The organism is Cellulomonas cellasea (genome assembly GCF_006538745.1).
Classification (GTDB): Bacteria; Actinomycetota; Actinomycetes; order Actinomycetales; family Cellulomonadaceae; genus Cellulomonas_A; species Cellulomonas_A cellasea.
Window position 1 is genome coordinate 37,324 of sequence record NZ_BJLR01000025.1, and the last position, 13,181, is coordinate 50,504.

Annotated in this window: 11 protein-coding genes; 5 read left to right on the forward strand and 6 right to left on the reverse strand. The window is 73.6% G+C overall.

From position 1 onward, the window contains the following. Positions 1-66: 66 nt before the first annotated feature. From CCE01nite_RS13305 to CCE01nite_RS13315, 3 genes are read right to left on the reverse strand one after another with little or no spacing between them, the layout of a single operon-like run. Complete coding sequence (locus CCE01nite_RS13305) at positions 67-690, reverse strand: DUF4126 domain-containing protein (protein WP_034628591.1); 624 nt, start codon at positions 688-690, stop codon at positions 67-69. A gap of 39 nt (positions 691-729) precedes the next feature. Then, positions 730-1,623 (reverse strand): non-homologous end-joining DNA ligase, encoded by an 894-nt coding sequence (gene ligD / locus CCE01nite_RS13310; RefSeq protein ID WP_246056542.1) that lies wholly within the window; start codon positions 1,621-1,623, stop codon positions 730-732. Further along, positions 1,608-2,534 carry an ATP-dependent DNA ligase gene (locus CCE01nite_RS13315; protein WP_307722743.1) on the reverse strand — a complete coding sequence of 309 codons (927 nt, stop codon included), beginning with the start codon at positions 2,532-2,534 and terminating at the stop codon, positions 1,608-1,610. Before CCE01nite_RS13315 ends, ligD begins: the two co-directional genes overlap by 16 nt. A gap of 109 nt (positions 2,535-2,643) precedes the next feature. Here CCE01nite_RS13315 and ku point away from each other — a divergent pair, with 109 nt between their 5' ends. The 5 genes from ku to CCE01nite_RS13340 all read left to right on the forward strand — a co-directional run bounded on the left by ku (position 2,644) and on the right by CCE01nite_RS13340 (position 6,971). After that, positions 2,644-3,732 carry a non-homologous end joining protein Ku gene (gene ku, locus CCE01nite_RS13320; RefSeq protein ID WP_034628584.1) on the forward strand — a complete coding sequence of 363 codons (1,089 nt, stop codon included), beginning with the start codon at positions 2,644-2,646 and terminating at the stop codon, positions 3,730-3,732. A gap of 4 nt (positions 3,733-3,736) precedes the next feature. Continuing rightward, complete coding sequence (locus tag CCE01nite_RS13325; protein ID WP_211254540.1) at positions 3,737-4,789, forward strand: PHP domain-containing protein; 1,053 nt, start codon at positions 3,737-3,739, stop codon at positions 4,787-4,789. Positions 4,790-4,952: 163 nt separating this feature from the next. After that, positions 4,953-5,234: an HU family DNA-binding protein gene (locus CCE01nite_RS13330; protein WP_034628582.1), complete on the forward strand. Its 282-nt coding sequence runs from the start codon at positions 4,953-4,955 to the stop codon at positions 5,232-5,234. A 202-nt stretch (positions 5,235-5,436) separates the two neighbouring features. Further along, a complete protein-coding gene (locus CCE01nite_RS13335) occupies positions 5,437-5,841 on the forward strand; it encodes a Fur family transcriptional regulator (RefSeq protein ID WP_052103983.1) in 405 nt (134 codons plus the stop codon). 77 nt (positions 5,842-5,918) lie between these two features. Beyond that, positions 5,919-6,971, forward strand: a complete 1,053-nt coding sequence (locus CCE01nite_RS13340; protein ID WP_034628578.1) for a threonine aldolase family protein — start codon at positions 5,919-5,921, stop codon at positions 6,969-6,971. 183 nt (positions 6,972-7,154) lie between these two features. Here CCE01nite_RS13340 and CCE01nite_RS13345 read toward each other — a convergent pair whose 3' ends face one another. The 3 genes from CCE01nite_RS13345 to CCE01nite_RS13355 form a co-directional block, all read right to left on the reverse strand. Further along, positions 7,155-9,407 (reverse strand): cellulase family glycosylhydrolase, encoded by a 2,253-nt coding sequence (locus CCE01nite_RS13345; RefSeq protein WP_034628576.1) that lies wholly within the window; start codon positions 9,405-9,407, stop codon positions 7,155-7,157. A 115-nt stretch (positions 9,408-9,522) separates the two neighbouring features. Next, positions 9,523-11,838 (reverse strand): glycoside hydrolase family 6 protein, encoded by a 2,316-nt coding sequence (locus CCE01nite_RS13350; protein WP_052103977.1) that lies wholly within the window; start codon positions 11,836-11,838, stop codon positions 9,523-9,525. 267 nt (positions 11,839-12,105) lie between these two features. Next, positions 12,106-13,092: a LacI family DNA-binding transcriptional regulator gene (locus tag CCE01nite_RS13355; RefSeq protein ID WP_246056543.1), complete on the reverse strand. Its 987-nt coding sequence runs from the start codon at positions 13,090-13,092 to the stop codon at positions 12,106-12,108. Positions 13,093-13,181 lie beyond the last annotated feature (89 nt).

Sequence of the window (13,181 nt, forward strand, 5' to 3'; positions counted from 1 at the left end):
CTCGGGCGGGGCCGCGTCCCGCCGGCCCAGGACGACCACGGCGTGACGCGCGGCGTCGCGCGTCTCCTAGCCGACGAGCGGCGGCGGTGCCCCGTCGGCCTCGACGCCGGTCCGCGCACGCGCCGCCCGGCGTCGCCGCAGGCGCCACCACACGAACCCGAGCCCGACGAGCAGCAGCAGTACGAGCACCGGAGCGAGGATCGCGGCGAACGACAGGCCGACGCTCGTCGCGTCCTCGGCCGTGCTGGCCAGCGGGGCACCCATCCCGAGCGTCGCGGCGTTGAGCACCGGCCGGGCGGTCGCCTTGGCCGCGTGCACGACCAGCGCGAGCACGATCCCGATCACGACGGGAACCCACCGGCCCGACTCGACGAACGCGCCCGGGTCGCTCACGACGGCGGTCTGCGAGGTCGAGCCCGCACCGAAGGCGATGCCGCCGGCAGCGGGGCGGACGACCGTCTGGACGACATCGTTGACCGAGTCGACGCCGGGGATCTTGTCCGCGACGACCTCGAGCAGCAGGAGCACCCCGAGCACGACGAGGACCCACTCGTTCGACAGCCACTCCCAGCCGACCGGCGGGTCCACGAGGTCGGTCCAGCGACCCAGCAGCCCGATGACGAGCAGCGGGACGTACGCGTTGAGGCCCGCCGCGGTGGCCAGGCCCGTGCCGGTGAGCGCCTCGAGCATGCGGTCAGCATCCCATCCCGGGCGACGGCCGCACCCCGGTCAGGCGAGCGGGTCGCCGTCCTCCTCGAGCCGACGGACGACCTCGTCGGGACCCAGCTGCGTGAGCCCGGGGCCGATCTCGTCCCACCGGCGCGGTGCCGCGACGGACGGCCGCTCGCGCCCGCGCAGCGAGTACGGCGTGATCGTCGTCTTGGCGGGGTGGTTCTGGCTCCAGTCGAGCAGGACCTTCCCGCCGCGCAGCTCCTTGCGCATGATCGCGACGACGAGGTCGGGGTGGGCCGCCGCGAGCTCGTGCGCGACGTCGCGGGCGTACGCGCGGACCTCCATGACCCTGCGCCGCCCCGGCAGCGGCGCGTAGAGCTGCATGCCCTTGCTGCCCGACGTCACCGGCAGGCACGCGAGCCCGTCGGCACGCAGCCGCTCGCGCACGAGGAGGGCCACCTCGGCGCACGCGTCGAGCCCCGCGGGCGGCCCGGGGTCGAGGTCGATCACCAGCCGGTCGGGGTGACGCACGCCGCCGCGCGGTCCGACGCGCCACTGCGGGGTGTGCAGCTCGAGCGCGCCCTGGTTCGTCGCCCAGACGAGCGACGCGAGGTCGTCGAGGAAGGGCAGGGTCAGCTCCTTGCCCTCGTCGTCGGCCCCGGGTGCGGCCCGCAGCGTCTGGCGCCGGACCCAGTCGGGCGCCGACGCGGGCAGGTTCTTCTCGAAGAACGTCTCGCCGTCGACGCCGCCCGTGAACCGGATGCGGGTCACCGGCCGGTCCCGCAGCTGCCGCAGCAGCGCGGGTGCCACCTGCGTGACGTAGTGCAGCACCTCGCCCTTCGTCGTCCCCGTCGACGGGTACATGACGCGATCGAGGTGCGTCAGCCGCACCGGACGCCCGCCCACGTCGACGACCTGGACGTCACCCTGCGGCGTCACAGGTCCTCCCACGGGTCGACCGGCACCTCGTCGCGCACCCCCCGGACGGCGGGGTGACGCAGCCGTCCCGAGCCCGTGCGGCCCAGGTACGCGACGTCGACCTGCACCACGGGCTCGCACCAGTGGGTGTCGCGCCGGTCGACGGTCGCCATCTCGTCGTCGAGCGGCGAGCCGGCGCGCGCGTGCGGCTCCAGCAGCCGCCGCAGCTCCCGCCCGAGCTCCCCGGCGAGCCCGCTGCCGGCGCGACCGAGGTAGCGCAGCCGGCCGTCGGCGGCGGGGGCGGCCAGGTGCACCGCGCCGAGCCGCCCGGAGCCCGTCGTCTCGGGACGCCAGCCCGCGACGAGCGCCGTGCGGGTCGAGCGGTGCGCCGCCTTGAGCCAGTCGGGTGAACGTCGCCCGGGCTGGTACGTCGAGGACCGGCGCTTGGCGACGACCCCCTCGAGCCCGTGCGCGCGCGTGACCTCCCAGAGCTCGGGGCCGTCGGGGTAGACCGGGGACAGCGTCGCGGGCGCCGGCAGGTCGAGGCGCTCGAGGGTCGCGCGACGCTCGTCGAACGTCCGGCGGGTCACGTCCACGCCGTACAGCTGCAGGACGTCGAACACGAGGTAGCTGACGGGCAGCTGCTGCGCGAGCGCCGCCGCGCGGGCCGCGTCGCGCACGTGCATGCGGGAGGCGAGCGCCTCGAACGACGGGATCCCGTCGGCCATCGCGACGACCTCGCCGTCGAGCACCGCGCCGGGGACGCCCGCGAGCGCGGCGAGCTCGGGGTAGGCGACGGTGACGTCCCGCCCGCTGCGTGCGTGCAGCCGCAGGCGCCCGCTCGTGGTGTCGGCGAGCACGCGGACCCCGTCCCACTTGATCTCGAACGCCCAGTCCGGGCCGCTCGGCAGGGGTGACCCGGAGGTCGTAGGGGTGGCGAGCATGGGCTGCACGGGTCCATCCTGCCCAGGTAGGCCGTGTTCGGCGCGCGCTCGAGCGCGCTCTGCGGACCGGCGAGGCTGCGCGTCACGGAGCTCGAGGAGGTGGTCGTCGGTGCGTGCCATCTGGAAGGGTGCCGTCGCCTTCGGTCTGGTCAACGTCCCGGTGAAGCTCTACGCGGCCACGGGCGAGCACGAGGTCCCGCTGCACCAGGTGCACCGCGACGACGGCGGGCGGATCCGCTACCGCAAGGTGTGCAGCGTGTGCGGCGAGACGATCCAGTTCAGCGACATCGCCAAGGGCTACGAGACCGACGAGGGCGAGCTCGTCGTGCTGACCGACCAGGACCTCGCGGAGCTCCCGCTCGCGACCGAGCGCGAGATCTCGGTCGTCGAGTTCGTGCCCGCCGAGCAGGTCGACCCGATCCTGCTCGCCAAGACGTACTACCTCGAGCCGGAGAAGACGTCGGCGAAGCCGTACGCGCTGCTGCGCGAGGCGCTCGAGGCGAGCGACCGGATGGCGGTCGTCAAGGTCGCGCTGCGGCAGCGCGAGTCGATGGCCGTGCTGCGGGTGCGGGACAACGTGATCTGCCTGCAGACGCTGCTGTGGCCGGACGAGGTGCGCGAGGCGGACTTCCCGATCCTCGACACCGACGTGACGGTGCGCCCGCAGGAGCTCGCGATGGCCTCCTCGCTCGTGGAGTCCCTCGCGGGGGACTTCGACCCGTCGGGCTTCGAGGACTCCTACCAGGCGGCGCTCGAGGCGCTCATCGAGGCGAAGGTCTCCTCGGGCAGCACGCGCCAGGTCCCGGCGACGGCGGCGAAGGACGAGAGCACCGGCGGCGAGGTCGTGGACCTGCTCGCTGCGCTGCAGCGCAGCGTCGAGAAGGCGCGCGCGGGGCGTGGGGGAGCGGCGGCGGACACGGAGGAGGCGACGGAGGAGACCTCACCCGCGAAGCGCGCGCGTGCGTCGTCGTCGGACGAGGACGGCGACCCCGGTGCCGGGCGCAAGCCCGCGGCGAAGCGCGCGTCGAAGGCGTCCGCGAGCGCGAAGGACGACGCCCCCGCGGCGAGCACGAGGTCGCGCCGCGCGAAGGCCGACGACGACGGCGAGCCGGCGGCACCGAAGAAGCGCGCGTCGACCGCGCGGTCGGGCGCGGCGAAGGAGCCCGCGAAGGCGGCGTCGCGTCGTCGGGCGTCCTGAGGCCGTGGGGCACGCCTCGACGGGCGACCTGCGCGAGCGGGTCGTCGCGACGCTGCGGCGTGTCGCGTTCCTGCTGGAGCGGGCGCAGGAGAGCGGGTACCGGGCCGAGGCGTTCCGTGGGGCGGCGCGCGCGGTCGAGCGGCTCGGGGCCGACGAGGTCGCGGCCCGGGTCGCCGCCGGGACCCTGACGGACCTCCCGGGCGTCGGCGCCCGCACGGCGCAGGTCGCGGCGGACGTGGCCGCCGGGGGAGCCGTCGACTACCTCGCGGACCTCGAGCAGCGTCTCGGGACGCGCGCGTCGGACGCCGGTCCCGGGGCGGCGCTCCGGGCCGCGTTGCGCGGGGACCTGCACTCCCACACCGAGGCGAGCGACGGGTCGAGCCCGCTGCAGGAGATGGTGCTCGCGGCGGTCGACCTGGGCCACGAGTACCTGGCGATCACGGACCACTCGCCGCGCCTGACGGTCGCGAACGGCCTGAGCGCGGCACGGCTGCGCGTCCAGCTCGAGCAGGTCGCGGCCCTCAACCGTGCGGTGACGCCGTTCCGGGTGCTCACGGGCATCGAGGTCGACATCCTCGACGACGGGACCCTCGACCAGGACCCCGACCTGCTCGACGAGCTCGACGTCGTCGTCGCGTCGGTGCACTCGAAGCTGCGCATGGGGCGCGAGGAGATGACCCGGCGCATGGTCGCGGCGGTCAGCGACCCGCGCACCGACGTCCTCGGGCACTGCACGGGCCGCCGCCTGACCGGCCGGCCACGGCCCGAGAGCGAGTTCGACGCGCGTGCGGTCTTCGAGGCGTGCGCGGAGCACGGCGTCGCGGTCGAGATCAACAGCCGCCCCGACCGGCTCGACCCGCCGCACGCGCTGCTCGACGTCGCGATCGAGGCCGGCTGCGTCTTCTCGATCGACTCGGACGCGCACGCCCCCGGGCAGCTCGACTGGCAGGTCGCGGGGTGCGAGCGCGCCGTCGAGCACGACCTAGGGCCCGAGCGGATCGTGTGCACGTGGCCGGTCGAGCGGCTCCTCGACCGCGCGGAACGGCGCGTCGGGTGACGCGCTCGACGCCCGTCCTGGCGTGCGCGAGCCTGAGCGGCCACTAAGGTCGTCCGCGACAGGCCGACGGCGGAGGGGTCCCCACCCCGCCGCCACGGGTGCGGCCTGAACGTCCGGGCGTGTCGCCCGGGCAGGCACGTCCGACCTACAAGGAGCACATCCCGTGAGCGTGAACCGCACCGAGCTCGTCCAGGCCATCGCCGCCAAGGCGGGTCTGACCAACACCGCCGCCGACGCGGCGCTCAAGGCCTTCCAGGAGGTCCTGGTCGAGCAGCTCTCCGCCGGCGAGAGCGTCACCATCCCCGGGCTGCTCGCAGTCTCCCGTGCGGACCGTTCCGCTCGTACCGGCATCAACCCCCAGACCGGCGAGAAGCTCGAGATCCCGGCCGGCTACCGCGTGAAGCTCACGGCCGGCAGCGCGCTCAAGCGCGCCGTCGCCAAGTAGTCGTCCCCTCGGGCGCCGCATCCGGGCGCCCGGACCCGGTCCGGGCCCTCGTGCTGACCGCACGGGGGCCCGAGCCGTGCCCGCGCACGCCCCCGACCCGGGTGCCCGCGGGCCGCTCGCCTAGAATCTTCCGTGCGGCGGGGTCGTCCCCGCCGTGCCCCAGCCCGCCGCGTGACCCGGACGGAGGAAACCCGTGGCCGTGATCCAGCGCAACACGCGCCAGCGCGCGGAGATCCTCGCGCTCCTCGACGGGCTCGACGAGTTCCGCAGCGCGCAGCAGCTCCACGAGCTCCTGCGGGCGCGGGGGTCGTCCACGGGCCTCGCGACCGTCTACCGCGCGGTGCAGTCGCTCACCGAGAGCGGTGAGGTCGACGTGCTGCGCAGCGAGGACGGCGAGTCCGTGTACCGCCGGTGCGAGCGCCGCGGCAGCCACCACCACCACCTCGTGTGCCGGTACTGCGGGCGAACCGTCGAGATCGACGGTCCCGCGGCCGAGACGTGGGCCGACCAGATCGCCGCGGCGCACGCGTTCGTCGACGTGGAGCACACGATCGAGCTCGTCGGCACGTGCGCCGACTGCCGCGCCGCCCGCAGCGCCACGCACTGAGCACCCCGGCCCGTCGCGACGCCCGGTCGCGCCCGCCCCGCGCGGACGACCGACCGGCGTGGGGGAGACTGGGACGCGTGAACCGACTGCACGACACCGAGCGGCGCGAGCTCGCGTCCGACAACTACGCCGGGGTGCACCCCGAGGTCCTCGCCGCGATCGCGGCGGCGAACGGCGGTCACCAGACCGCGTACGGCGGCGACGCGTACACCGCGCGCCTCCAGGAGGTCGTCGCCCACCACTTCGGCGGCGACGCGCACGCGTACCCCGTGTTCAACGGCACCGGCGCCAACGTGCTCGCGCTGCAGTCCGCGCTCCCGCGCTGGGGCGCCGTGATCTGCGCCGAGACCGCGCACATCAACACCGACGAGAACGCCGCCCCCGAGCGCGTCGGCGGGCTCAAGCTCCTGACCGTCCCGACGCCCGACGGCAAGCTCACCCCCGAGCTCGTGGCCCGGCACGCGTGGGGCTGGGGCGACGAGCACCGTGCTCAGCCGGGCGTCGTGTCGCTCACGCAGTCGACGGAGCTGGGGACGACCTACACGCCCGAGGAGGTGCGCGCGATCACCGAGCACGCGCACGGCCTCGGCATGCGCGTGCACGTGGACGGCGCGCGGATCGCCAACGCCGCCGCGTGGCTCGACGTCCCGCTGCGCGCGTTCACGACCGACGCGGGCGTCGACCTCGTGTCGCTCGGCGGGACCAAGAACGGCGCGATGTTCGGCGAGGCCGTCGTCGTGCTCGACCCCGCGGCCGTGACGGGCGTCGAGTTCCTGCGCAAGATCGACATGCAGCTCGCGTCGAAGATGCGGTTCGTGTCCGCCCAGCTCGTCGCGCTCTTCGAGGACGACCTGTGGCTGCGCTCCGCCCGGCGCGCCAACGCGATGGCGGCCCGGCTGCGCGCCGGCGTCGAGCGCCTCGACGGCGTCACGCTCATGCTGCCCACGCAGGCGAACGCCGTGTTCGCGGTCGTCCCGCCGCCGGTCGCGGAGCGGCTGCGCGAGGTGCGGCGGTTCTACGACTGGGACCCCGCGACGGGCTCGGTGCGGTGGATGTGCTCGTTCGACACGACCGAGGACGACGTCGACGGCTTCGTCGCCGCGCTCGAGGGCGAGCTCGCCCGGGTCTGACGCGTCGCCGGGGAGAACCCGCGCGCGCCGCGGGGGCGCACGCAGGAGGCCCCGCGCAACCGGTGGGGGTCCGGTCGCGCGGGGCCTCGTGCTGTCACCCGGAGATCACGGGAGGGTGACACGTGGGAACAGGTGCGGGGGGCGATCCGCCCGCCCCCCGCACCTGCGTTCAGGGGCCGGCGGTCAGCCGGCCGTGCACGTCGCGCCGTTCAGCGTGAACGCGGTCGGTGCGGTGTTGGTGCCGCCGTGGGCGCCGTTGAAGCCGACCTCGACGCTGGCGCCCGGAGCGACGGTGCCGTTCCAGGGCAGCGACGTCGCGGTGACGGCGGTCCCGGTCTGCGCCCACGTCGCGCTCCAGCCCTGCGTCACCGTCTGGCCGGACGGGAACGCGAACCCGAGCGTCCAGCTCGAGAGGGCCGAGGTGCCGGTGTTGGTGAGCCGGACGGTCCCCGTGAAGCCGGCGTTCCAGCCGTTCGCGGTGTACCGGACCGCGCACGCACCCGTCGCCCGGTCCGGCGGGGTCGTCACCGCGACCGGCGCCGACGCGGCCGAGACGTTCCCGGCGGCGTCCTTGGCGCGGACGGTGAACGTGTACGCCGTGGCGGGGCTGAGCCCGCTCACCCCGAGCATGGTCGTCGTGCTGCTGCCGACGAGCGTCGTGCCGCGGTACACGTCGTACCCGGCGACCCCGCTGCCGCCCGCCTCGTCCGTCGAGGCGTCCCAGGCGAGGGCCACCGACGTCGACGTCCCCGTGCCGGCCCGCAGACCCGTCGGCACGCTGGGCGCCGTCGTGTCGGTCGGGGTGGTCCCGGTCCTCGTGCGTGCGGCCACGGCGGCCGAGGCGGCCGAGATGTTGCCGACGCGGTCGGTGGCCCGCACGGTGAAGGAGTAGGCGGTGTCGGCGGTGAGGCCGGTCGCGGTGAACGACGTCGTCGTGGACGTGCCGACGCGCGTCGCACCGCGGTACACCTCGTAGCCCGCGACGCCCGAGCCGGCGTCGGTCGACGCGGTCCAGGTCAGCGACACGCTCGAGGCGGTGGTCGCCGCGACGGTGAGGCCGGTCGGGACCGACGGCGCCGTGGTGTCCGCGGGCTCGCCGCCGCCGCCCGTCGCCTCGCTGAGCGAGATGCCCGTGGTGCTGGCCGCGCCGCCCAGCTTGACCTGGTGGTCGAGGCTGACGAACTTGCCGCCCTCGGCCCACAGCGCCGGCTTCACCAGCGCGTACTTGGCCTCGTCCCACGAGACCCAGTCGTTCCCGAGGAGGCCGCCGGTGTCGCCCGAGTTCGGGTTGAGGACCCAGAACGTGTGGTGCAGGCGGTACTTCGCGATGAGGTCGCGCAGCGCCGTCATCCACTTCTGGTTCGGGCCGCCGTCCATGAACCCGCCCCACTCACCGATGAGCAGCGGAGCGATGTCCTGCTTGTGGATGTACAGCCAGTTCGGGTCCCACACGTCGCGCTCGAGCGTCGTCGCGTCCCACGTGCCCGTGAACCAGGGCTGCTCGAACACGAGCGGGCCGTAGTCGTGCGGGGAGTACACGAGCTGGTCCTGGTTCGCCCCGAGGTCGATCGGGTGGTCGGCGACGCCGCGCAGCTGGCCGCCCCACCACGTGTTGTACCAGTCGTCCTTGTTCTTCGAGGTCCAGCTCGCGCCGTCCTTCGGGTACACCGCGGTGCCCTCGACGAAGATCAGCAGGTTCGGGTTGATCGCGAGGATCCGCTTGCCGGCGGTCTCCGCGAAGTGCTTGAAGTTGTCCGCGTCGGTGGTGTCGTTCCACTTCGCGAACTCGGGCTCGGAGAAGGACCCGTGCGGCTCGTTCTTGACGTCCGCGCCGATGATCGTGTCGTTGGTCTTGTACCGCGCGGTGACCCACTCCCACGCCTCGTAGACCTTCTCGGTGGTGATCGAGCCCTTCCACCACATCGGGTACACGTGCCCGGAGTTGTCCGCCTCGGCGCTGTGCAGGTCGAGGAACACCTTGAGGCCGTACTTCTCGCACAGCTCGAGGAACCGGTCGAAGATCTGGAGGTTGTTCAGGCCCACCAGGTCGGGGTTCGCGAACGTGTTGACGTTCGGCGCCGCGACGGTCTTGCCCTGGGACCACTCGAGGAGCAGCTGCGCGGAGATCGGCACGCGCACGACGTTGAGGCCGCGGTCCGCCATGGCCTTCGTCGTCTGCTCGAGGTTCGCGGACCACAGACCGTGGAACACGCGCTCGCTCGCGTTGAATCCGAACCAGTTCACGCCCGTGAGCCAGACCTCCTGGCCCGCCTCGTCGACGATCTGGTTGCCCTCGACATGGAGCCAGTCCTGCGCGGGCGCGGCCTGCGCCGGAGGGGCGAGAACCAGCGGGGCGGCGACGACCGCGGCCGCGGCGAGCGCCGACACGGCGGCGCGCACGCGACGGGGAGCCGTCGACCAGGGAGCGAGTGACACGGAGTACCTCCGGGGTACGGGGTGGGCCGCGGTGCGACCGGGGGAGGTGGGGAGCGGGGGCCGTGCGTGGTCCCCGCTCGCGAGGAGCGGGGACCACGCACGGGGGGCTGCGGTGTCAGCCGTTCGTGCAGGCCGCACCGTTGACCGCGAACCCGGTCGGGGCGTTGTTCGTGCCCGAGTGGTTCCCGTTGAAGCCGATGTCGACGCTCTGGCCCGGTGCGAGCGTGGAGTTCCACGACGCGCCGGTGGCGGTGACCGCCGTGCCCGACTGGCTCCACGTGGCGCTCCAGCCCTGCTGGACCGTCTGGCCGTTCGCGAACGAGAACGTCAGCTTCCAGTTGGCCAGCGGCGTGGTGCCGGTGTTCTTCACCTTGACCGAGGCCGTGAAGCCGGAGTTCCAGCTGTTGGCCGAGTAGGTGACCGAGCAGCCACCGGTCGGGACCGTGTCGGCCGGCTTCGTGGTGACCGACAGCGCGGTCGACGACGCCGAGACGTTGCCCGCCGCGTCCTTGGCCTTGACGGTGAACGAGTACGCCGTGGCGGCGGTGAGGCCGGTCGCGGTGAAGCTCGTCGTGGTCGAGGTGCCGACCGACGTGGTGCCGTTGAAGATCTCGTAGCCCGTGACGCCGACCGCGTCGGTCGAGGCGGTCCAGGAGATCGCGGCCGAGTTCTGCGTGACCGTGCCGGCCACGAGGCCCGAAGGCGCCGTGGGAGCGGTCGTGTCGAGCGGCGGGACCGTCGTGTCGTTCGTGGTGCGGGCCGAGACCGCGGTCGACGGCGACGAGACGTTGCCGGCGGCGTCCTTGGCGCGGACGGTGAACGAGTAGGCGGTGTTGGCCGTCAGACCGGTCACCGTGAAGCTCGTCGTCGCCGAGGTGCCGACGCGCGTCGTGCCCTGGTAGACGTCGTAACCGGCCACGCCGACAGCGTCGGTCGAGGCGGTCCACGAGAGTGCGACCGAGGTGTTCGTCACCGCACCGGCCGTGACGCCCGAGGGCACCGTGGGGGCGACGGTGTCGGTCGGGTCGACCGTGCCGTTGCCCTCGATGACCGGGTAGGCGTTCTTCACGAGCGTGACGAACTGCTCCTCGAACCACTGACCCGCGAGCGGGGCGTTGGGCGTGGCGCCCGTGAGCGCGCCGGCGAGCTTCGGGGAGTTGAACGTCGGGTCGCACATGCGGTCGAACCGCTTGCCCTGGTCGTTCGCGATCTCCGACGAGGCACCGTCGGACTCGCCCGGAGGCTTGATCCAGACGAACGCGTCGAGGTGCGAGGCGGCGTAGCCGGACGGCGTCGCCTTCGGGCGCTCACCGATACCGGCACCGAGCGGGTTGCACCAGGCGCCGCGGTGCGTGCGCTTGTCGATGCGGGACTGGTCGACATAGGTGTCGAGCGTCGTGCTCGTCGACGCGGCGGTGGGACGGGCAGCACCGCCCCAGCCGTTGCGCGACGTGTCGATGAGCATGCCGGTGGTGGCCGGGAAGCCCTCGGCGACGAGCAGGCGGTGCAGGTGCGCCGTCCAGTCGATCTCGTCGAAGTCGGGGTTCCACTCGTAGTACTTCGACGAGCGGACCTGGCCGCTGCCGACCTGCTTGGTCGGGTCGGTCAGGAACGGCTCCTCGAGCGGGGTCGAGTTCGCCGTGTTGGTGACGAAGCCGTCGATCGACGCGAAGCCGGCCTTGGTCGTCTTGGCGACGTCGGCGAAGAGCTTGGCCGCCGGACCCGCGTTGGAGTCCCAGCCGAGCCAGCCCGAGTGGGCCGCGTCGATGTAGTTGTAGACGTTCGGGATCGCGTGCAGCTTGTCGAGCGCGTACTTGACGCCCTCGCGGTAGTACGGAGCCGCGGTCGCACACGTCGGCTCGGCGATGTTGGTGATGAGGTTCGGCAGCGAGTCCGGCTCGATCGTCGCCGCGACGCGGATGTCCTGGTACTTCGGGTCTGCGAGGAGCGCCGCGATCGGGTCGATGTACTCGGTCTTGTAGCGCGCGAGCCCGGCGTCCGTGGCGGGCAGCTCACCGTTCGAGGCGAGCGCGAAGCAGTCGCGACCCGGCAGGTCGTAGATGACGAGGTTGAAGACGAGCGGGGTGCCGGCCTTCTTCTGGGCCACCGCGTTGTCGAGGTGGAACTTCAGCCCGTTCCCGTCCGCGTTGCCGTTGATGGCGCTGATGCGGTCCATCCACACGGCTGTCGGCATGCTCTTGATCGCACGCATCTTCGCGGCGAGCGCCGGGTCCGAGACGCGCGTCGCTGCGCCCTCGACCGCAGCGGACCAGGTCGGGTTCACGTACTGCGTCGCACCCGCGTACGGGTTGTCGACGTGCGCCTCGGCCGCCTGGGCGCCGGTGGCGACGAAGGTCAGCGGCGCGACGACGAGCGCCGCTGCAGCTGCGGCGGTGGTGGCGGCCCTCAGCCGCTTGGGGATCTTGGACACACGGTCCTCCGGGTTGGGATCGGCGTGCCGGTCCCAAGCAGGAGGGCCCAGGCACGAGTCGCCCGGGGTGAGTCCTCGGCGACTGCCGTGAACCTCACACGCGGCGCCGCAGGCCGGGCAGCGGGTGAAGCGATTAGGCGTTTCCGCGTTACCTAATCGTGACCTTCACGCGGCCGGCGCCGAGGCCACGCCGAACACCGGGAAAGGCCACCCGCAGCAGGGCATCCCTGCCGCGGACGCCCGCCCCCGGTGCGTCGTCGTGCGCCGTCAGCGCGAGCGCGGCCCTGTGCTCCCGCGCACCGCGATGCCGCCGATCGGCACCGTGCGCTCGATGTCCGCGGTGCCGTCGAGCACCGCCAGCACGGCCTCGCCCGCCGCCGTGCCGAGGTCACCGAGCGGCAGGGGCAGCGTCGTGATCGAGGGCGTCGCGAGCCGGCACAGCGCCGAGTCGCTGCCCGCGAGGATCGACAGGTCCCACGGCACCTCGAGCCCCGTGCGACGGGCGACGTCGAGTGCCGCGACCGCCATCTGGTCCGAGTCGTACACGATGACCGACGGGGGGACCGGCGCCGTCAGCAGCCGCCGCGTGGCCGCGGCCGCCTCCTCGGGGGTGGCGTTCGTCGGCTCGTGCACGAGCCGGCCGCCGACCGCGTCCATCGCCCGCCCCAGCGCGTCCAGGCGCAGGCGCGTGCGGTGCAGCGTCGCCGGTGCGGTGACCGCGGCGACGTCGTGGTGGCCGAGCTCGAGCAGGTAGTTCGCGACGCGCGTGTACGCCTCGTCCTCGTCGAGCGAGACCGACGCGAGCCCCTGCGCGACCGACGGCGGCCCGAGCACCACGGCGGGTGCGCGCATGCGGCGCAGCGCCTCGACGCGCGGGTCCTGCGTCAGGACGTCCGTGACGACCATGACGTCGAACCGCCGCTCGGCCCACCACTCGCGGTACGTCGTGACGGCGGCCTCGGCGGAGTCCACGATCTGGAGCACGAGGGCCAGCCCGCGCTGCGCGACGACGTCCTGCGTCGCCGTGACGAAGTCGAGGAACGAGGTCGCGTGCGCGGCGGCCCCCGCCCCGCGGCTGAGCACGAGACCAACGGCTCGTGGACCGGTCCGCATCGAGCGCGCCGCCGCGCTCGGGCGCCACCCGAACTCGTCGGCGACCCGCAGGACGCGCTCGCGCGTCGCCGCCGAGACCCCCGGCCTGCCGTTCAGCGCGTACGAGACGACGGCGATCGAGACCCCTGCCGCGCGCGCCACGTCGGAGATCGTGGGGCGGCGGGAGAGCGATCCTGGGCTGTCTGCTGCGGGTGTGACCACAATCGCCTAGTGTGTCGCCCGATGCGTGC

What these genes read in the sequence shown, in the direction of transcription:
- CCE01nite_RS13305 (WP_034628591.1), bottom strand. Translation starts at nt 690, where the DNA reads ATGCTCGAGGCGCTCACCGGCACGGGCCTGGCCACCGCGGCGGGCCTC.
- CCE01nite_RS13315 (WP_307722743.1), bottom strand. Translation starts at nt 2,534, where the DNA reads ATGCTCGCCACCCCTACGACCTCCGGGTCACCCCTGCCGAGCGGCCCG.